General features: G+C 41.6%; 16 protein-coding genes. 9 read left to right on the top strand and 7 right to left on the bottom strand.

Annotated features, from left to right (window positions below; genetic code table 11):
- Positions 1 to 53: 53 nt before the first annotated feature.
- Together rpmA and rplU are read right to left on the bottom strand one after the other, a co-directional pair.
- Positions 54 to 314 carry a 50S ribosomal protein L27 gene (rpmA, locus tag OU792_RS07205; RefSeq protein WP_024283344.1) on the bottom strand — a complete coding sequence of 87 codons (261 nt, stop codon included), beginning with the start codon at positions 312 to 314 and terminating at the stop codon, positions 54 to 56.
- Positions 315 to 349: 35 nt separating this feature from the next.
- Positions 350 to 661: a 50S ribosomal protein L21 gene (rplU, locus tag OU792_RS07200; RefSeq protein WP_024283345.1), complete on the bottom strand. Its 312-nt coding sequence runs from the start codon at positions 659 to 661 to the stop codon at positions 350 to 352.
- A gap of 598 nt (positions 662 to 1259) precedes the next feature.
- Between rplU and OU792_RS07195 the strand changes: the two genes are divergently transcribed.
- The 3 genes from OU792_RS07195 to OU792_RS07185 all read left to right on the top strand — a co-directional run bounded on the left by OU792_RS07195 (position 1260) and on the right by OU792_RS07185 (position 5195).
- Positions 1260 to 2237 carry a ribonucleoside-diphosphate reductase small subunit gene (locus OU792_RS07195; protein ID WP_026946917.1) on the top strand — a complete coding sequence of 326 codons (978 nt, stop codon included), beginning with the start codon at positions 1260 to 1262 and terminating at the stop codon, positions 2235 to 2237.
- A 42-nt stretch (positions 2238 to 2279) separates the two neighbouring features.
- Positions 2280 to 4676 carry a ribonucleoside-diphosphate reductase subunit alpha gene (locus OU792_RS07190; RefSeq protein WP_026946916.1) on the top strand — a complete coding sequence of 799 codons (2397 nt, stop codon included), beginning with the start codon at positions 2280 to 2282 and terminating at the stop codon, positions 4674 to 4676.
- A gap of 78 nt (positions 4677 to 4754) precedes the next feature.
- Positions 4755 to 5195 carry a DUF1569 domain-containing protein gene (locus OU792_RS07185; RefSeq protein ID WP_274669850.1) on the top strand — a complete coding sequence of 147 codons (441 nt, stop codon included), beginning with the start codon at positions 4755 to 4757 and terminating at the stop codon, positions 5193 to 5195.
- 137 nt (positions 5196 to 5332) lie between these two features.
- Here the strand turns inward: OU792_RS07185 and OU792_RS07180 are convergent, their stop codons facing one another.
- A complete protein-coding gene (locus OU792_RS07180; RefSeq protein ID WP_274669849.1) occupies positions 5333 to 7858 on the bottom strand; it encodes an ABC transporter permease in 2526 nt (841 codons plus the stop codon).
- A complete protein-coding gene (locus tag OU792_RS07175; protein WP_026946913.1) occupies positions 7851 to 8528 on the bottom strand; it encodes an ABC transporter ATP-binding protein in 678 nt (225 codons plus the stop codon). Before OU792_RS07175 ends, OU792_RS07180 begins: the two co-directional genes overlap by 8 nt.
- 196 nt (positions 8529 to 8724) lie before the next feature.
- Here OU792_RS07175 and OU792_RS07170 point away from each other — a divergent pair, with 196 nt between their 5' ends.
- The gene (locus OU792_RS07170) at positions 8725 to 9429 is read left to right on the top strand and encodes an arylesterase (protein WP_274669848.1); all 705 of its coding nucleotides are present in this window, start codon (positions 8725 to 8727) and stop codon (positions 9427 to 9429) included.
- 15 nt (positions 9430 to 9444) lie between these two features.
- On the opposite strand, the gene OU792_RS07165 is transcribed toward OU792_RS07170, so the two are convergent.
- Genes OU792_RS07165 through OU792_RS07155 form a run of 3 tightly spaced genes read right to left on the bottom strand, consistent with a single transcriptional unit; the run spans position 9445 to position 11830 of the window.
- Complete coding sequence (locus OU792_RS07165; RefSeq protein ID WP_274669847.1) at positions 9445 to 10137, bottom strand: hypothetical protein; 693 nt, start codon at positions 10135 to 10137, stop codon at positions 9445 to 9447.
- Positions 10138 to 10144: 7 nt separating this feature from the next.
- On the bottom strand, positions 10145 to 10984 hold the full coding sequence (locus OU792_RS07160; protein ID WP_274669846.1) for a glycosyltransferase family 2 protein: 840 nt from the start codon (positions 10982 to 10984) through the stop codon (positions 10145 to 10147).
- Between the two features lie 6 nt (positions 10985 to 10990).
- Complete coding sequence (locus tag OU792_RS07155; RefSeq protein ID WP_134202856.1) at positions 10991 to 11830, bottom strand: 3-keto-5-aminohexanoate cleavage protein; 840 nt, start codon at positions 11828 to 11830, stop codon at positions 10991 to 10993.
- 515 nt (positions 11831 to 12345) lie between these two features.
- Here OU792_RS07155 and OU792_RS07150 point away from each other — a divergent pair.
- From OU792_RS07150 to OU792_RS07130, 5 genes are all read left to right on the top strand, one after another.
- Positions 12346 to 14088, top strand: coding sequence for a GMC family oxidoreductase (locus OU792_RS07150; RefSeq protein ID WP_026946911.1), 1743 nt, complete (start codon positions 12346 to 12348; stop codon positions 14086 to 14088).
- A gap of 3 nt (positions 14089 to 14091) precedes the next feature.
- Positions 14092 to 14796, top strand: coding sequence for a gluconate 2-dehydrogenase subunit 3 family protein (locus tag OU792_RS07145; protein WP_274669845.1), 705 nt, complete (start codon positions 14092 to 14094; stop codon positions 14794 to 14796).
- Between the two features lie 70 nt (positions 14797 to 14866).
- On the top strand, positions 14867 to 16063 hold the full coding sequence (locus tag OU792_RS07140; protein ID WP_274669844.1) for a hypothetical protein: 1197 nt from the start codon (positions 14867 to 14869) through the stop codon (positions 16061 to 16063).
- A gap of 72 nt (positions 16064 to 16135) precedes the next feature.
- Positions 16136 to 17302, top strand: a complete 1167-nt coding sequence (locus OU792_RS07135) for a hypothetical protein (RefSeq protein ID WP_274669843.1) — start codon at positions 16136 to 16138, stop codon at positions 17300 to 17302.
- Positions 17303 to 17396: 94 nt separating this feature from the next.
- Positions 17397 to 19901 carry a VPS10 domain-containing protein gene (locus tag OU792_RS07130; RefSeq protein WP_274669842.1) on the top strand — a complete coding sequence of 835 codons (2505 nt, stop codon included), beginning with the start codon at positions 17397 to 17399 and terminating at the stop codon, positions 19899 to 19901.
- The last annotated feature ends 18 nt before the right edge of the window (positions 19902 to 19919 follow it).

Genomic DNA, 19919 nt, shown 5'->3' with positions numbered 1-19919 from the left:
GGCACAAAAAAAGGGCGACCTCTCGACCGCCCTTTCATTTGAATTTATAAAACTTAAGCTTCAGCAGGAAGCACGTTTACAATTGATTTACCGTCAGCTTTCTTTACGAAAGCAACTTTACCGTCCGTCAATGCAAACAACGTGTGATCTTTACCCAATCCTACGTTTTCGCCAGGATGATGCTTAGTACCTCTTTGTCTTACGATGATGTTTCCGGCGATTACAGCCTCACCACCAAACTTTTTCACGCCCAATCTCTTGGAGTGGGACTCTCTACCGTTTTTGGAACTACCTACACCTTTTTTGTGTGCCATGGTTTAATACGTTTAATGTTTTCTAAAATGAAAACTTAGAGTGAAATATTTTCGATCAATAACTTAGTGAAATCTTGTCTGTGACCATTCTTCTTTTTGTAGCCTTTTCTACGCTTCTTTTTGAAGACGATCACTTTATCACCTTTAACATGATCCAGCACCTTGCCAGATACCTTTGCACCTTCTAGAAGTGGTGCGCCTATTGACACATTTCCGTCAGCTTCTGCCAACAGTACTTGGTCAAATTCCACGGAAGCGCCAGCCTCTGCGTCCAATTTAGGAGCGTAGATGGACTGATCTTTAGTTACTTTGAACTGCTTACCAGCGATGTTTACGATTGCGTACATATTGTGATTTTGATTCTTTATGAAAATCGGAGTGCAAATATAGATAACTATCTGATAAGAAAAAAGCTTACTTAAAAATTCGATTTTGGAATTACTATGATTTCTATTTGAGACCATCCAATTCGATAAATCGGTACCTTTAGGACTCAAAAAATAATCATCAAGAAAATCTAGACCTTACAAAATAATATTTTTTACTCAAAGACATTTCCATATTCTGTTGATTTTCAGCGATTTAATATAAATTAAAAAATTGACCTTTGTTCAAATTTTTGATTGAACAGGATTAAAAAATTTTTTTTTGAAATAATTGAAAAAACTTTTCACCCCCTGTAAATTGATAATTTTTTAAACCTTAACTTGATTTATAGCATATTTAAATATTGATTTACAATCTATTATGTAGTTTTTGACCTTTGGTCAATTATTCAATTCAAGTTCCTATTCAGGGGTTTTATTTATCCGATTTGGTTCACATATTTGTTCAGAGGCTGTTCTGAAAAGGCAGCCTTTTCTATCCCAGAAGGCCAGATCCTTCGCCCAGCCAATTTTGAATCAGGAGATAAATTTTCCATTGAATAAATAAACAGAGAGAACGATGCAAGAGGAACCCATTTTAGTAGACAACAAGAATCGATTTGTTTTATTCCCCATTCAGCACCCTGATATTTGGCAATACTATAAAAAGGCGGAGGCAAGTTTCTGGACAGCCGAAGAGATTGACCTAAGTCAGGATTTAACTGATTGGAAAAACCTGAATGACGGCGAACGCCACTTTATCTCACACGTATTGGCCTTCTTTGCGGCCAGCGATGGGATTGTAAATGAAAATTTGGCTGAGCACTTCGTGGCAGAAGTTCAATATACAGAGGCTAAATTTTTCTATGGTTTTCAGATTGCCATGGAAAACATCCACTCTGAAACATACAGCCTTCTCATCGACACTTATATAAAGGATGCTGTTGAGCGAGACAGACTACTCAATGCCATCGAGCATATTGACTGTGTAAAGAAAAAAGCCGACTGGGCACTACGATGGATTGACAACGGAAATTTCCAGGAGCGACTGATTGCTTTCGCAGCAGTTGAAGGTATTTTCTTCTCCGGCTCTTTCTGTTCTATTTTCTGGATGAAAAAGCGAGGCTTGATGCCAGGACTGACTTTCTCCAATGAATTGATTTCCCGTGATGAAGGATTGCACTGCGATTTTGCTTGTCATCTATACACCAAGCATGTGGTCAACCCACTTCCAAAAGACACCGTCCGTGAAATCATTATGGATGCGGTAGCAATCGAGAAAGAATTCGTGACTGACGCACTCCCAGTAAGATTAATCGGAATGAATGCAGATTTGATGTGTCAATACATCGAGTTTGTAGCTGACCGATTGTTGATGGAGCTTGGATGTGATAAAGTCTGGAACAGCACCAATCCATTCGACTTTATGGACATGATTTCCCTTCAAGGAAAGACAAATTTCTTCGAAAAGAGAGTTGGAGATTATCAAAAGGCAGGAGTCATGAAATCCCAAGAAACATCCAGTGCTTCTCGTTTTTCTATCGAAGAAGATTTTTAAACAATACCCATAACCTATCCCACCACCTTAACCCAAATCGAAATGCTAGTAATCAAAAGAGACGGAAGACGCGAATCGGTCCGGTTTGACAAAATCACTGCCCGGATAGAAAACCTATGCGATGGACTGGATCCAAAATATATTCAGCCCATCGAAGTAGCCAAAAAGGTCATCGATGGTCTTTACGACGGAGTGAGTACTTCCGAGCTAGACAATCTTGCCGCGGAAGTCTGTGCATCCTTGACGGTCAAACATCCGGATTATGCCATCCTTGCAGCGCGAATTGCAATCTCCAATCTCCATAAGACGACTAGCCAGTCTTTTTCTAATACGATGAAAAGACTATACACTTATGTGAATCCAAAGACTGGTGAGAACGCTCAGCTTTTGGATACTGAAGTGTATGGAATTATCAAGAAAAATGCTGCTCGCTTAGATGAGGCAATCGATTATAAGCGTGACTTTGGTTATGATTTCTTTGGATTCAAAACACTAGAGAGAAGTTATCTGATCAAACTGGATGGGAAAGTAGTGGAGCGTCCTCAGCACATGCTGATGCGGGTTTCTGTGGGAATTCATAAGAATGACATTGATTCAGTAATAGAGACTTATAATCTCCTTTCTGAGAAGTGGTTTACACATGCCACTCCTACCCTATTCAATGCTGGTACTCCAAAACCACAACTGTCTTCTTGTTTCCTTTTGACAATGAAGGAAGATAGTATTGACGGTATCTATGATACCCTAAAGCAATGTGCTAAAATATCGCAGTCAGCTGGTGGGATCGGCCTATCTGTACACCATGTGCGGGCAAAGGGATCCTATATCAAAGGAACCAATGGCGTATCAAACGGTATCGTTCCGATGCTCCGTAACTTCGACATGACCGCTCGATATGTAGATCAAGGAGGAGGAAAGCGTAAAGGATCATTTGCCATCTATCTAGAGCCATGGCATGCAGATATCAAAGACTTCCTGGAGCTAAAACGAAACCACGGAAAAGAAGAGATGCGTGCAAGGGATCTATTCTACGCACTTTGGATTCCAGACTTATTCATGAAGCGAGTAGAAGCCAACGAAAGCTGGTCACTATTCTGTCCTAACGAGGCCCCTGGACTTTCAGATTGTCATGGAGAGGAGTTTGAAAGACTCTATGAAAAGTACGAGCGGGAAGGAAGAGCTAGAGAGACGATCAAAGCCCAAGAGCTATGGTTTGAAGTTCTTGAATCTCAAATCGAGACAGGTACTCCGTACATGCTATATAAAGACGCTGCAAATGGAAAGTCCAATCAGAAAAACCTTGGAACTATCAAGTCTTCCAACCTGTGTACTGAAATCATCGAGTACACTTCACCTGATGAGGTAGCTGTCTGTAACCTAGCTTCTATTGCACTTCCAAAATATGTAGCTACGGGTCCTGATGGAAAGCGATATTTCGACCATCAAAAACTCTATGAAATCACCAAAGTAGCCACCCGAAACCTCAATAAAGTAATCGATGTCAACTACTACCCTGTAGAAGAAGCTAGACGATCTAACTTCCGTCACCGACCAATCGGCTTGGGAGTTCAAGGCTTGGCTGATGCTTTCATCATGCTCAGAATGCCTTTCGATTCGGAGGAAGCTAAAGGGCTAAATGAAGACATATTTGAAACCATCTACTACGCTGCTGTGGAAACTTCCATGGAACTAGCGAAGGTGGAAGGTACTTATGAAACTTATGAAGGCTCTCCAGCCTCTCAAGGAATCCTTCAGTTTGATATGTGGGGTGTAAATCCGAAGTCAGGCAGATGGAATTGGAATGAGTTGAAAGATAAAGTGAAGAAATTTGGACTTAGAAACTCCCTTCTAGTAGCTCCAATGCCTACGGCTTCTACTTCACAGATTTTGGGAAATAATGAGTGCTTTGAGCCTTACACCTCCAATATCTACACAAGAAGAACCCTATCTGGAGAATTCATTGTCGTGAATAAGCATTTGATGCATGACCTGATCAAGTTAGGCTTGTGGGATGATAAAATGCGCAACAGATTGATTTCTACCAATGGATCTGTACAGGATATTCCAAACATTCCTCAAAACATCAAGGATCTGTATAAGACCGTTTGGGAAATCTCACAAAAAGTCATCATCGATATGGCGGCTGACAGAGGTGCTTATATTTGCCAGTCTCAAAGTATGAATGTCTTCCTTCAGGATCCAAACTTTGGAAAACTTACTTCCATGCACTTCTACGCCTGGAAGAAAGGCCTCAAGACAGGTATGTACTACTTGAGATCTCAAGCTGCAGCTGCAGCGATCAAGTTCACACTTGATAAGAGCGCCTTGGTGGATCAGGAAGAAATTTCCACTCCTACTGCACAAGACTTGCAAGACAAACAAGCTGCAATCACTTGTTCTCTGGACAATCCAGATGACTGCGAAATGTGCGGCAGTTAAAAACTTTAGAGTTCGTCAATTTGAAAAAGCGCCTAGTAGTTCTGGGCGCTTTTTTTAGCTTTGAAAAAAACAAAACCAATGACTTCTGTAGAAATAGCCGAAAAAATCCAAAACCTAAGAGCCGAGCAAAAGCCAATTTTTGGGAGAATGACTCCCCAACATGTACTGGAGCACCTGACCATCACAGTCAAGCTTTCCTCCGGCAGAATTAAAATCCCTGAATTCACTCCTTCGGAAAGGCACCTAGAGATGAAGCACCTTTTACTGGATACTGAGATGGAATTTCCCAAAGGGGTCAAAGCTCCAAATGATACCGGTGAGCTTCCTGAGCTTCGCCACCCAAACTTGGATACTGCCAAAGAAAAGCTGGTACAAAGCCTCGAAGAGTTTGAGGAAAAATATAAGCAGGAACCTGAATTTAAGGCTATTCATCCCCGCTTTGGCTATTTAAATCATGACGAATGGTTACGCTTTCATGCGAAGCACTTCAAACATCATCTCAGCCAGTTTGGAATTTGACATAAAAAAGAGGCTGTCTCATAATTCGTTTGTTTGTCAGCCTGAGCGGAGTCGAAGGCCATTTCCGGAATGATGGAGTACATTTCGACTTCGCTCAATGTGACAGGCTTTTCTTTTGAGACAGCATATTTTTTATTTTATCCATTCCCTCTCAGGATTTCCATCGGAGGTTGATTGATGATTTTTCGACCATTCAACCAGCCCAGCACAATCGTAAGACCTGTTATCGCCAAATAGAGTACTAGGCCTGCGCCCCAAGCTGGTCTAAAGTTCATATCGAACACAAATGCGCTTAGTAGCCAAGTTGCTACAAATGACAAAACAATACCCGAAAGCGAAGCAAGACTTCCTAAGAAGAAATACTCCAGCGTATTGATTTTACTTACAGTTCCAGAACCAGCACCTAGCGTTCTGAGAAGAATACTTTCTCGCATCCGCTGATATTTACTGATGATTAGAGAAGAAATCAATACCAGAATACCTGTAGCAATACTAAAAAATGCCATAAACTGGATCACAAAGCTGATCTTATTCAAAATATCCTCGAGCGTTTCTACAATTACTCCCAAGTTGACCACTGAGATATTGGGGAATTCCCTCACCACTTCTGACTGAATAGCTGCAGATTCCCGGTCATTTTTGGTCCGTGTAATGATCACATGGAATTTAGGAGCTTGCTCTAGTACCCCATTTGGAAACAGTACAATAAAATTGGTCGAGACTTGATTGAACTTCACATTCCGAAAGCTACCAATGTAGGTTTTGATTGGTCGGCCCTGCACATTGAATTCGATCTCATCACCGATTTTCAGATTATTTCCCTCTGCAAAACTGGTCGAAAGACTCACAAAAATGGAATCTCCCCGCGCACCAAGCGGAATCAATTCTCCTTCTGCCAGTGTCTCGGTATCAATCAATGTATCCCTGTAAGTGACTCGATATTCCCGATTGTACATCCACCGCGAGTAATTTTCATCATCCGGAAGCTCTTCATTTTCCCGCTTATCCACTCCGTTGATCTCATTCAATTGCATCGTCACAATAGGAACCTCCTGCAAAATCCTCAGATCACGTCCAGTCACTTTTTCCTTTACAGCCTCCAATTGGGGTGTTTGAATATCAAACATTAGCAAATTGGGCTGATCTTCCTTATCAGCAAATTTTGCTTCTTCCAGCAATTGATTTTGAAGAAAGAAAAGCGTACTAATCATCGCTGTACCCAAACCGATGGTAGCAATCAATGAGATGGTTTGATTATTGGGTCTATAAAGATTAGCTAAAGCCTGACGCACGGTATATCGGAGTGAAATCGGTAAAAACTTCCGTACTGCCCACATGATCAATTGGCCAACTCCCCATAGAATACCAAAGGCAAAAACTACAAAACCGGTAAAGCCAAAAGCTAGCTGTGCTGATCCAAGAAGGTAATAGCTAAAACCCCAAATGAATATCAAGATCCCGGCAATCACAGCCCATCGAGAAGGATCCTTCATCAATCTAGAATCTGCCGTCTCAGGACGAAGCGTAGCCATTGGGGACACATTTCGAACCTTTAACAAGGGTAAAAGCGCAAATAATACCGAGACAAAAAGTCCGGTAATCACTCCAAAGCCTACCGAAAGCCAAGAAATTCCGACTGTCACTTCCACAGGCAGGAAATCTGAAAAAACAACAGGGAGAATAAATTGTAACAATGTCCCGAGTACGGAACCTAAAATTGCCCCAAAAAGTCCCATCACAAGAATCTCAAAAAGATAGATCAAAAGGACATCCCGTGAGGAAACTCCCAAGCAGCGTAAAACTGCCACGGAGGCTAGTTTTTCCTTCACAAATACATTGACAGCAGAGGCGACACCTACACAGCCCAAGAGTAAAGCTATAAATGCAACCAAGCTCAAGAAGTTGGACAGATTTTCAAATGACCTCCCTGTTGATCGCTTTCTATCTTCTACCGTATCTGCGTCAATCCGTTCGATTTCCCATTCATCCTCAAAAGGCTCAATGAGTAAATCAATGTCTGTATTTTCGGCAAATACAAAATAGCGGTTATACTCCACACGACTTCCGTATTGGACCAGGCCAGTTTCTTCCAGGTAAGCCATTGGAATATAGACAGCAGGAGCAACGGTGGCAGTGATTCCAGTTTGACCTGGCACGGATTGAAGTTCTCCAGCAATTTCAAATTCTACCTCTCCTACCTTGATGATGTCTCCCACCTGAGCATCAAACTGGGCCATCAAAATTTTCTCGACCAGAGCTTTTTTCCCTCCGGCTCGAAAATCGGCATCCCCCGAAGCTGGAATGGTCTCTAGGTACCCGTAAAACGGGAAATCCCCTTCCAAGGCACGAACCTGAGTCAATCGACTAGCCCCTGTGGCTGGAAAGGCAACCATTGATGCAAAATTGACCTCTGAAGCTGTATTTAAAGCCATCGAATCGATGGGCTGATCTCCTATAGGTTTGTTGTTTTCAAGAACCAAATCCGCCCCTAAAAGCTCTTTAGCTTGATTATCAATATCCGAAGTAAGGTTTTCACCAAAACTGCTGATGGCTACCAAAGCGGCTATACCAACCACGATGGAACTGACAAAGAGGAGTAAACGTGAGATATTTTTTCGGAAATCCCGAAAAGCCATCCTTAAAATCCAAGCAAAATCAGGCATGGGCATCCTCCTGTATTTTTCCTCCTTTGATGTGTATGATTCGCTGAGTCTTACCTGCTAATTCAGTATCGTGTGTGACCAAGACAAGCGTGGTCCCTTTTTCCTTATTCAAGTCGAAGATCAGCTTTTCAATCATTTCACCAGTCTCAGTATCTAGATTCCCTGTTGGCTCGTCTGCGAAAAGAATTTTGGGTTCATTGGCGAAAGCCCTTGCAATTGAAACTCGCTGCTGCTCACCTCCCGAAAGTTGTGTAGGATAATGAGTCGCTCGGTCGCCGAGCCCTACTTTTTCCAAAAGCTCTAATGCCTTGGTTCTGGCATCTTTTCGCTTTTTAAGTTCCAAGGGAACCATGACATTTTCGAGGGCAGTGAGCGTTGGAAGCAATTGGAAATTCTGAAAAATAAATCCAACATCTTGATTTCTGACAGCTGCCCGTTGATCTTCACTTAGCTTTTCAAGTGCTTGACCATTTAACTGAACAGATCCGGTAGATGCAGAGTCCAAACCTGCACAAAGCCCTAAAAGGGTGGTTTTACCGCTACCTGAAGGTCCGACAATAGAGATAGTCTCCCCTGCCTGGATATCAAAATTCACCTGATCAAGAACAGTCAAACTTCGACTACCACTTTTATAGGTTTTACTCAGGTCTTTTACTGAAAGAATATTCATGAAATGCTATTTCGTTACGTTTTGCTTACAGCTAGATTAATTCTAACTGCCAATATTTTTTGAAAGAAAATTTTTTATTGAGTGAATCTAAACCAATTATTGATGAAAATTGTAGAAGAAACTGTCAAACGGTCCAAATTGGTTCCTATTTGACTACTTATCAGAACATTTAACCACAGAAAGCTCTTTTGAAATCATGAAAAAGCTCCAATACTCTTCTTCATACCTTCTATTGTTGATTTTATTTTCGATGACCCTAATTTCATCTTGTAGCGAAAATAAAACTTCGAAAACTCCAGAGCTTGACAGCGTAGAGAATGAAGCTGTGGAAAAAGAATCCAAGAAGACAATCCTTTTTTTTGGTAACAGTTTGACTGCTGGGTACGGGATTGATAAGGAAGATTCTTTCGCTGGTCTTACTCAAAAGCGTTTGGATAGCTTGGGATATGAAGAGTACAGGGTCATCAATGGAGGACTAAGCGGGGAGACCACTGCAGGTGGCTTTAGCCGGTTGGATTGGTTTTTGGAAGAAGAGCCTTACATTTTTGTGCTGGAGCTCGGAGGTAATGATGGTCTGAGAGGTATCCAACTTAGCGAAACACGCAGTAATTTGGAAAAAATTATCGACGAGGTTAGAAAAAAGTATCCTGAGACTCATATCATTTTGGCAGGAATGCAAATCCCACCGAATATGGGTCAGGAATATACCGATGAATTCAAATCCATTTACCCAGAAGTGGCCGCTGAAAAGAACGTGACCCTTATTCCCTTTCTACTTGAAGGGGTCGCAGGAAATCCAGATTTGAACCTACCAGACGGAATTCATCCTACTGAGGAGGGGCATCAGATAGTCTTTGAAACGGTTTGGCCTTATATCAGAGACTTGGTTACGAATAACTAAGATTCTGAAAATAGACTAAACATCTTTCCAAATGGAATTCTCTTTTACCACCTTGCAGGGATTTCCGTAAGCAATCACTCCGTCAGGAATGTCTTTTGTCACGACGCTACCAGCCCCAATCAGCGATCGTTTGCCGATTTTGATGTTATTAGAAATAACTGCCCCCGAGCCAATCTCACTTCCCTCACCCACTTCCACATATCCAGATAAAACTGCAGCTGGATTGATACTTACAAAATCCCCCAAGGAAGCATGATGCCCTACTGATGCAGAACGCTTTACAGAAACACCGAAACCCAGCCGAGAAAATGAAGAAACAACCGCCATCGGTTCAATCAAAACACCTCCCTGATAGCTAGCACTCGGAGCAACGTAACTTAGTCTATGCCTTACCGATAGATAATCTTCTTTGGAGATTCCTCCTAATTCACTGAAGTGTTGAAATAAAATAAACCGTATATGGGATCGCTGAACGCCAAACTGGACCATAAAAGGCTTATTTGCCTCGAAATCATACTCTCTATCAGAAAAGTAATGGATATCATATAAGGATGGGACAAATTGGCAATCCGGCAAATCGACATTTTTCACCACATCAAACTGAGAAATTCCAAAGCTTTCGTTTACAAGATCTGTCATTAAACCAACACCTGCTTCACTATGCCCCAATAGTATCAGCTTAAATTTTTCTTCTTTTGAAATCATCATTAGGAGATTAATTTATCAAATGAGCAAAATATCTTTTCAACTCATAAGAAAAGGAACGGAAGAAATGTGTGAAATCCTTATCGATATATCTGAATTTGTACCAAGCATTAGAAATATTATCTAAATGCTTATTCTTATTGGTTTGACTAAGATATAGCCCGTTGGGATTGTAACGATACACACTAGTAATATCGGCGAGGTAAAAAATATCTCCCATTTGCTTATAAAAAGCAAACAAAATGGCATCCAAGGGTAATGGTTTTTCAATGATTCTATTCTTTAAAAGTAAATTCATTCTATTTCTGACCAACCAACAAGAAACATGTCCAAAATAAGACATTTTCTTATGCTCTTTTTTTGTAAAAATCTTATTTCCCTGAGGGATTTTTATTTCCCCTTCATTATTGCCTATGCTATAATTGGTAATGCACATGTAAGCTTCAGGATAAGATTCTAATGCATCTACTTGCTTTTGTAGCTTCAGTGGATCTAACCATAAATCATCTCCATCACAAAATGCAACATATTTCCCTCTTGCGGACCCATACAATCCCAATTGATTTCCTCTACCAGCCTTTCTTCCAAATAGTTTGATTTTTTTTGAGTCTTTTCTTAAAAATAACCTAATCTTATCTTGATTTTCGAGGGCAATTTTTTTGCATATTTCTCGAGTAAGGTCCGGGCTTTCGTCTTCGCCTATCAAAACCTCAAATGGAAAGTCCGTTTTCTGACTTAGGATACTAGCTAGACACTCCTCAATGAAATTTTCATGCTGAAAAGTGGGGACACAAACCGATACTAAAGGTTCGATAGAATTAACTGGTTTAGACTCACCTAGATATTCCATCAAAAATTAAAATTCAACTTGCTTTAGGGTATTGTAAAAACCCAATCTCCCAAATTCTTTTGGCTCCATAAAAGTTTTTTGATTGAGTTTTATGAGCTCATGAACTCGTTTTACCAACTGAATATTAGTAGCTTTTTGATCTTTGGCTCGATTCCACCAAATATTATCTTCTAACCCAACTCTGACACCTAATCCCTGAGAAATAGCCATGGAATTAATTGAAAGCTGATATTTACCCAATCCAGCTAAAGACACATAATGATCACTTGGTATCTCTTGTAGGGCCGTTGCCACATGGCTTAATTTAGCCTGGAATCCAGCGATATTTCCAAAAAGTAAATTCCAATAATAAGGGCCTTCAATAATTTCCTTTTGAATTAAATACTTTCCAAAATTGATCATCCCAAGGTCAAAGCACTCTAATTCAGGAATGACCCCATTTTCTTTCATTTTATTGGCTAGACCAATTATGATATCAGGTGAATTTACTGAAGCTTGCTTCAAAAAGTTTAAAGAAGATAAGGTAAGTGAACACATGTCAGGCTGTAGTTCCAACAATTCAGAACGCTTTTCGAACTCCGGAAAATTTCTCCCCGAACTGCTTCCACAAATAACCAAATCTGGACAGTGCTTTCGCACTCCTTCAAAAATCTCTTGATAAATACTTGATTTGTAGGTAGGGATTCCATCTTTTTCCCTAGCATGGAGATGAGCTATAGTAATTCCAACCTCATAAGCCTCGTGTGTCTGCTCGATGATTTCTGAGGGTGAAATAGGCACATGTGGTGTCATATCCTTGGTCGGAACCATGCCGGTAGGACAAAAATTAATTATTATTTTACTCATCTGATTCTTTTTGATCTATAGAAAAACCTTAATCAAATATTCTATTAATTGGTGGAAACACAAAAATTTTTTTTGAAGTGAAGAATTTGAAAAACAGTTAATTTTTGGATTTAACTCTCTTTGGTGAAAACTAGAATTAATCAAAGGAATTGATTCCCCCCTAAATCAAATAAAAAAACAAGCTTATGAAAGGAAAGCCTTTGATGATAGCGGATGAAGCACTCAAATTAATGTTAATTCAAAATCAAATAGATATAGAACTGTGATATAAAGGTGGGTTTTCAAATATAAAAAGTTAGTAATTGCTCTATACAATAGATCAAATATATCTTTTTAATATTGGTTTTCTCTCCTTTGCAAACAGAACCAACCTATAGCTACCATCAAAGAAAGTCTAAACCTCTTCCTAGCTAGTCACATTTTCGAAAACAAATAAAAGTTTAAGATGAATTAAAAAGATTCCCTAATTTAAAAAAATCGTGTTATATTTTCGACTTCATTAAAATTTTTAAAAAATGAGCTTTCAAATCAAAGAGACTCCGGATACCTATGATGTGATTATAGTAGGCTCCGGTGCCGGAGGCGGGATGGCTTCCAAGGTCCTTTCCGAAGCTGGGCTTTCGGTAGCCGTTGTAGAGGCAGGTGGCGACTTTGATCCGGCTAAGGATGAAGACCGGACTCAACTCAGACCACCATGGGAATCGCCAAGAAGAGGTGCAGGTACAAGAATTCGCCCCTTTGGAGATTTTGATGCAGCTATCGGCGGATGGGATATCGAAGGTGAACCTTACACTAGAAAAAACGGCACTCAATTCGACTGGTTCAGATCTCGTATGGTCGGAGGCCGAACAAATCACTGGGGAAGAATTTCTCTTCGATTTGGTCCGAATGATTTCAAAAGAGCAAGCATAGACGGCATGGGTGATGACTGGCCTATCGGCTATGATGAGCTAAAGCCCTACTATGACCGTGTCGATAAGTTGATCGGAGTTTTTGGTACCAAAGAAGGTATTTACAACGAGCCTGATGGCTTTTTCCTTCCTCCACCAAAACCCAGACTTCATGAACTATTTATAAAGAAAGGAGCAGATCGTGCCGGAATCCCGATGATTCCATCACGCCTTTCTATGCTCACCCGACCGATCAATAATGAGCGGGGAGTTTGCTTTTTCTGCAACCAATGTAATCGAGCCTGTCAAGCCTATGCAGACTTTTCTGCAGGAACTTGCCTCGTACATCCTGCCATGAAAAAAGGAAAGGTTGACCTTTACACTTTTTCAATGGTACGTAAAGTTACGACCGATGATCAAGGCAAAGCAACCGGCGTTTCTTTTGTATCCAAAGTGGATATGAAAGAGTATAAACTCCGATCTCGGGTAGTCGTCCTTGGTGCTTCTGCTTGTGAATCAGCACGGATCATGATGAACTCCAAATCGAAGTCTCACCCGAATGGAATCGGCGGGGACTCAGGCGTTCTTGGAAGATATTTACATGATTCTACAGGAGCTGACCGAATGGGAATCATGCCTGACTTGATTGACCGAGAGCGATACAATGAAGACGGTGTTGGTGGCATGCACATGTACACCCCTTGGTGGTTAGATAATAAGAAGTTGGACTTTGCAAGAGGCTACCACATTGAATACTGGGGTGGTATGGGGCAACCTGCCTACGGTACCGGTATGAGTATGGATAGCATGCGAAAATACATCAAAGATGAATTTGGCAACCCAAGTCCTAACGGAGGCTATGGAGAAGGATTGAAAAAGGACATTCGAAGAATTTACGGGTCCACATTAGGTATGTCAGGCAGAGGAGAAAGTATTCCTCGCTACGACAACTACTGTGAGATCGATCCGAATGTAGTCGACAAATATGGAATTCCTGTACTTCGTTTTAATTATACTTGGTCTGATCAGGAAATCAAGCAGGCGAAACATATGCAGGATACCTTTGAGGAAATCCTGACCAATGCTGGGGCAATATTGCTGGGTTCAAAACCCGGACCTGAAAGCAAGTATGGACTAGCGGCACCTGGACGAATCATTCACGAGGTCGGCACAACCCGAATGGGAAATGATGCTAAATCGTCCGTGGTCAACTCCAATTGCCAAGCCCATGACTGCGACAATCTGTTCGTAGTGGATGCAGGACCATTTGTCTCACAAGCAGACAAAAACCCAACCTGGACCATTCTTGCCCTTTCTTGGAGAACTTCCGATTACATAGTCGATCAGTTGAAACAAAAAAATATCTAAGCCATGAACAGAAGAGAAAACCTCAAATTGCTTTTCACAGGCTCTCTGGGAGCGGGCTTGTTTATGACCGGTTGTGAAACAGAGGAGCAAGCTGTAAGCGGACAGATTTTCGAAGGCGGCACTCCGGGAGGTCGAACCGCTGAGGAAAAGGCAAGAGACGCCAAACTTTTAGCTGACTCCTTTTTCACAGAAGAGGAGCGCAAAAAACTGGATACACTGGTAGATATCATTATGCCGGCAGATTCCGAATCTCCGGCAGCTACTGAATTGAAAGTGACTGACTTCATGGATTTTATGATGCTAGACCAGCCCGGCTATCAGACTCCCATGAGAGGTGGTTTGATGTGGCTGGACTTTGAAGCTGACGAGAAATTCGGCAAGCCTTTCAATGAGCTTTCCAAAGATCAAGTGATTGAAATCGTCGAATTGGTAGCTTGGCCTGACAACGCCGACCCAGCATATGAAGGTGGAGTCAGGTGGTTCAATTTACTTCGAAATCTAACCTGCACAGGCTATTTTACCACAGAGGCAGGCTGGAAGTACATGGGATACAAAGGAAACACGCCAAATGTCTGGGACGGAATTCCGCAGCAGGTCTTGGATAAACATGGACTTTCCAATCCCGAAAAATACACGGCATTTTATCTGAAACCCGAGGATCGGGGCAAAGTCGTCGAATGGGACGATGAAGGAAATATTATTGGTTAATCAACTATAAAATCCACGATAACTTCGTGGATTTTTTTATTTTTAAAATTAAACTTAACCAACTCCTTTGATGAAAAACAATGGATACTCCCTTCCTGCAGTGATGATTACTGCTTTTTTTCTTTTTTCCTGCGGAGAAAGTAATCAAACAGCAGAGGGACTTGAAGAAATGGATTCCCTCTCAATCGAAAAAGTGGACTCAGTAGACTACAAACTTCTGGGAGACCCCATTTTGGCCGATGTAAGTCAGGATGGTAGTCGGATTTTAATCTATGACTATGCTGCTAGCGAAATCATTTCGCTGGATCAAAGCGGAAAACTTCTGGGAAAATTTTCAAAAACTGAAGACACACCGGACGCTTACGGCTTCATGATGGAGTTACCGGGATTTTTAGGAAATGACCAAGTTGTGGTAAACGGAATGAGAGGAATTTTCATTTACGACTTGGAAGGTAATTTGACCAAAGAAATCAAACATCCTGAGGCAGTAGGAGGAGCAGCATTTATGCCTCAAGTCGGTAAATCCATCGAAACCTTTACTCATCAAAACCAAGAATTCATTTTATCAAAATCCGTTCGGCCCAGAGACACCTACCCGGGAGAACAAGCTTTTTATGATCGTTTCAGAGCTTTGGAGTGGATCAATGTAGCTTCAGGTGAATCCACCGAAATCATCCCTTTTGAAACAGGTAGTATTTTTAAAAACGGGAAAGGTTACATCGAGAGTGACTATACCCCCTCTTTCGAATGGATAGAAGGTAAATTGTATATAAGTTTGGGAGGGGAGTCAATATTGAGAATTTATGATATGAGCGGGGAAAGTGTCAATCTGGATACCGCGATCAACTTAACCATTCCTGAGTTTAGGGAACTACCAGTACGAGAGCGAAATGAATTTTCGGAAGGAAGTATTACAGTCGACGGAAGCACTCCTTCTGTCCGGAATATTCATCGAGTAGGTGATAAATTGATCCTTCATTATTATGCAGGAATGGACCCCGAGAAAGTAAAAGAAGCTGGAGAGCTTTGGCAATCCGGAAATCAAGAGGAAGCGGGGTTACTGTTTGATAAGTTGGAAGAGGACGTACCCAAGGGCTTTTTGGTTTTTGATCTGGAAACACTCCAGCTGCTGGACCGGATAGACTTACCTCAAGGAGTGGATACGGGAGGTTTCTTGGCGGCAGGAAATGTACTTTGGTTCCAAAAATCCGCCTCTGAAGAAGTGGAAGAAGATTTTGTAAGAATTTTTAAGTACAAATTGGATTGATTAAGTTTTTTGTTTGAACAGTTTTCTCCTAATTAAAAACTCTTACCTTTTAAATTATTAATTAGAACACAAATGAGAGTAAATATCATTCTTTTTTCAATCCTCTTGGGATTTTTGACTGCCTGCGGTGAATCCAAAAGCGAAAAGCCTGAAACATCTTTAAGCGAGCAAAATTTAAAATTCGAAATCTACGATTCGCTGGTGGTGGATTATTTGGGAAATTTACTGCTAATGGACATCAGTCCAGATGGACAAAATTATCTGATGATCGATCAAAATACGGATACTCTTTTTGTCATCGATCCTCAAGGGGAAATAAAGCACAAATACTACCGAAACGGTGATGATCCAGAAGCCATTCCTGGCAACCGCACCGGTTTGGGCAAGTTTTTGGATAATCAAACCATCTTGATTCCGGGAAGCCAAGGCATCGCAACCTATGAAATCTCGGGAAAGCTCAAGAAGGTATTCAAACCTGATTTTACAGGGATGTCAAGTCTAGTTATCCCATTTAATCAGGTGCATGATGCTTCAGGTCAAAAAATTTACATTTATCTACCAGGAAGATATAGCGACTTGGGCCAGCAAGGTCTGGATTTTCAGAAAAATTCCAAAAGACTGGAGGTTTTGAACCTAAATTCAGGAGAGTTTGAATCTGTAACACCTTTTCCAAAAGAGTCCAAATACAGTAGCGAGACCCAGGAGTTTGGCAGTTTGGATTTTTACACCACCTTCAAAATCGAAGGAGACTCCTTGTTCTTGTTTTTTCGCAATGAACCAAAACTATTTTCCTATCATCTATCCGATCTAGAAAAGCCAGCCAGCGTCAAGTCCATTCCATATCCAGAATTTATTGAACGAAAGGTGGATGATAAACCGATAAATGGAGGCTTCAATATGAGGGACTTTTTTCTTGGAACAAACCTCTCTTTATTCCCTACAGGGGATGGTGATTTTTTAATCCAATATCTGACAGGCCTTACCGATGAGGAAGCAAATGAAGTCACTTCAGCGGCAGGGACAGATTTCAACAAAATGTTTGAAGATGCAGAGAAATACAACGGCGGTGGCTTCGCCCTGTTCGACGGCTCCCAACTCAGTCCTGTTATCGAGAAACCAGAAATCCTGGGTAACCTCAATAAATTCATCTCCAAAGATGAAATCTGGTTCTCGCTCAATTTTTCAGAAGCCGAAAATGATTATTCGGTAATCTATAAAACCAGACTAGTCAGTCAATAAAAACCACTTATCTATTCCCATTTCCATTTGCGGGCAAAGCTGATTCGGTTTTGCCCGCTTATGCTTATATTCCATCCTGATCTAAAAAATCCACATGAAAAAATCATCTACCTACCTGATTTTAGCTGCTGCAGGGATGCTCTTCATGGGCACAGCTTCCGCTCAGCAAATCAAACCCACCACGGAAAAAGAACTAGTAGAGGCGGTCGAAAAGCACAGACAACTCTATGCTTCCACTCCACTCAAAGATTTCAAAGCTCGAAATATAGGCCCCACGAATATGTCTGGCCGAATCGTAGACATCGAAGTAGCCCAAAATCCCAACACCTTTTATATCGCCGCAGCATCTGGAGGCGTATGGAAGACGGAAGACAATGGCCAGTCCTTCACTCCGATCTTCGACCATCAGGGAGCGCTGGGAATTGGAGATATGGCACTTTCCTCATCGGATAATAATGTCCTTTGGGTAGGCACCGGAGAAAACAATTCCAGCCGATCCACCTATGCTGGTGCAGGAGTCTACAAATCCACTGATGCCGGAAAAACCTGGCAATTCATGGGCCTACCCCACTCACAGCACATCGGTCAGATCCAGATTCATCCGACCAATCCTGATATCGTTTGGGTAGGTTCTATGGGAGGACTTTACTCCCCAAACAAGGAGAGAGGACTTTACATGACTACTGACGGAGGAGAGTCATGGAAAAAAGTATTGTATATCGACGACAATACGGGTATTATCGACATCAAAGTACATCCGAATAATCCCGACATCCTGCTAGCAGCTTCCTGGGAGCGTATTAGGCAAGCACATGATTTCATTGGTAACGGAGAAGGCTCGGCTATCTGGCGCTCAGAAGATGGAGGTAAAACCTGGAAAAAAGCAGTGGATGGTTTCCCCCAAAACGAATTTGTAGGCAGAATTGGTTTTGATTTTGCACAGAGTAATCCTGATGTAGTCTATGCTTTGCATGACAACCAAGGCCCTTCAGACAAAGAACAAGAGGAGCCAAGAAGGCGGAGAAATCAAGAAGAGAACCCTTTGAAGTTTGAAGACTTTCAAGGCTTGTCTATAGAAGATGCTATGGGCCTAGAAGATGCTCGCTTAAATTCATTCCTTCGAAGAAATCAATTTGCTTCCAAATACACAGCCAGTGAAATCAAGCGACAGCTTCGAACCGGAAAAATCACAACAGCGCAAATCGCTAACTACAATGGAAATGCAAATGATGCCAATGAAGCTTTATTTTCAGCACCCATCATCGGAGCTGAGGTCTTTCGCTCCGAGGATGCTGGTAAATCCTGGAAAAAAGTATCAGAATCTGATCTAAGCAGACTTTACAATACCTATGGGTACTACTTTGGGGAAGTCCGAGTTGGTACCGAAAATGAAGATGAAGTATTCGTCTTGGGAGTACCGCTGTTGGTCTCAAGGGATGGAGGTAAAAACTTCACCCGAACTGATTCTGTGGGTCGCCCACACTCCGATCATCAGTCCATGTGGATCAATCCACAAGATGCAAAGCATATTCTTCTTGGGAATGATGGTGGACTCTACAGAAGCTATGGCGGTGGAGCCATTTGGGATCATCTGAATACCCAAATGCCTATTTCGCAATTTTATTCCATCATGACAGACAATGCTTCCCCGTACAATGTCTATGGCGGGATGCAGGACAATGGGGTATGGTTTGGTAGCTCTAAAAATGACCCATCCGATCGCTGGGAATCCTTAATGGGGGGTGATGGAATGGTCGTGGCTGTAGATACGAGAGACAATGACATTGTCTATACTGGGTTCCAGTTTGGAAATTACTTCCGGATTGACAAATCGACTGGTGACAGAAAGCGAATCACTCCGGGTCATGATATCGGCAATGAACCCAATCGCTGGAACTGGCGAACACCGGCTCGTTTGAGCCACCATAATCAAGACATCATTTACATGGGCTCCCAGTATGTGTACCAAAGCCTGGATCAGGGCAGCACCTGGACTACTATATCTCCTGACTTGACCAAAAATCAAAAAAGCGGAAATGTTCCATTTGCTACTTTGACCGTTGTAGAAGAATCACCTTTTGAATTTGGGACCTTGTACGCGGGCTCTGATGATGGAAATGTATGGATTACCAGAAATAATGGCGGTATCTGGGCATCCCTCAATGACGGCCTGCCTCAGGATCGCTGGGTAAGTTCAATTGCCCCATCGAAGCATCAGGAGGGTTTGGTTTATACCACTTTGAATGGCTATCGCTATGATGAATTCAAAACCTATGTTTTCAAAAGCACAGATTATGGCAAGAACTGGACTTCCATCAAAGGAAACCTTCCTGAAGAGTCTACCAATATCATCGTGGAAGATCACACTAACCCGAATATCCTTTATTTAGGAACAGATCACGGATTGTATGTCAGCATGGATGGAGGAAACAACTGGAATCTTTTCCAAGGCGAACTTCCAAACGTAGCCATCTATGACATGGTCATTCAGGAGCGGGAAAATGATCTTGTCATCGGTACGCATGGCCGAAGCGTGTACATCGTTGAGCTGGAAGAAATCCAAAAACTAGCCCAACCTGATCAAAAAGTGATGCAGTGAATTAGACTTTAAATAAAG

Source organism: Algoriphagus sp. NF (genome assembly GCF_028823735.1).
GTDB lineage: Bacteria > Bacteroidota > Bacteroidia > Cytophagales > Cyclobacteriaceae > Algoriphagus > Algoriphagus marincola.
The sequence above is the reverse complement of the archived record's forward strand: the minus strand, read 5'-3'. Positions and strand labels throughout refer to the sequence as shown.

What these genes read in the sequence shown, in the direction of transcription:
- rpmA (WP_024283344.1), bottom strand. Translation starts at nt 314, where the DNA reads ATGGCACACAAAAAAGGTGTAGGTAGTTCCAAAAACGGTAGAGAGTCC.
- rplU (WP_024283345.1), bottom strand. Translation starts at nt 661, where the DNA reads ATGTACGCAATCGTAAACATCGCTGGTAAGCAGTTCAAAGTAACTAAA.
- OU792_RS07195 (WP_026946917.1), top strand. Translation starts at nt 1,260, where the DNA reads ATGCAAGAGGAACCCATTTTAGTAGACAACAAGAATCGATTTGTTTTA.
- OU792_RS07190 (WP_026946916.1), top strand. Translation starts at nt 2,280, where the DNA reads ATGCTAGTAATCAAAAGAGACGGAAGACGCGAATCGGTCCGGTTTGAC.
- OU792_RS07185 (WP_274669850.1), top strand. Translation starts at nt 4,755, where the DNA reads ATGACTTCTGTAGAAATAGCCGAAAAAATCCAAAACCTAAGAGCCGAG.
- OU792_RS07180 (WP_274669849.1), bottom strand. Translation starts at nt 7,858, where the DNA reads ATGCCTGATTTTGCTTGGATTTTAAGGATGGCTTTTCGGGATTTCCGA.
- OU792_RS07175 (WP_026946913.1), bottom strand. Translation starts at nt 8,528, where the DNA reads ATGAATATTCTTTCAGTAAAAGACCTGAGTAAAACCTATAAAAGTGGT.
- OU792_RS07170 (WP_274669848.1), top strand. Translation starts at nt 8,725, where the DNA reads ATGAAAAAGCTCCAATACTCTTCTTCATACCTTCTATTGTTGATTTTA.
- OU792_RS07165 (WP_274669847.1), bottom strand. Translation starts at nt 10,137, where the DNA reads ATGATGATTTCAAAAGAAGAAAAATTTAAGCTGATACTATTGGGGCAT.
- OU792_RS07160 (WP_274669846.1), bottom strand. Translation starts at nt 10,984, where the DNA reads ATGGAATATCTAGGTGAGTCTAAACCAGTTAATTCTATCGAACCTTTA.
- OU792_RS07155 (WP_134202856.1), bottom strand. Translation starts at nt 11,830, where the DNA reads ATGAGTAAAATAATAATTAATTTTTGTCCTACCGGCATGGTTCCGACC.
- OU792_RS07150 (WP_026946911.1), top strand. Translation starts at nt 12,346, where the DNA reads ATGAGCTTTCAAATCAAAGAGACTCCGGATACCTATGATGTGATTATA.
- OU792_RS07145 (WP_274669845.1), top strand. Translation starts at nt 14,092, where the DNA reads ATGAACAGAAGAGAAAACCTCAAATTGCTTTTCACAGGCTCTCTGGGA.
- OU792_RS07140 (WP_274669844.1), top strand. Translation starts at nt 14,867, where the DNA reads ATGAAAAACAATGGATACTCCCTTCCTGCAGTGATGATTACTGCTTTT.
- OU792_RS07135 (WP_274669843.1), top strand. Translation starts at nt 16,136, where the DNA reads ATGAGAGTAAATATCATTCTTTTTTCAATCCTCTTGGGATTTTTGACT.
- OU792_RS07130 (WP_274669842.1), top strand. Translation starts at nt 17,397, where the DNA reads ATGAAAAAATCATCTACCTACCTGATTTTAGCTGCTGCAGGGATGCTC.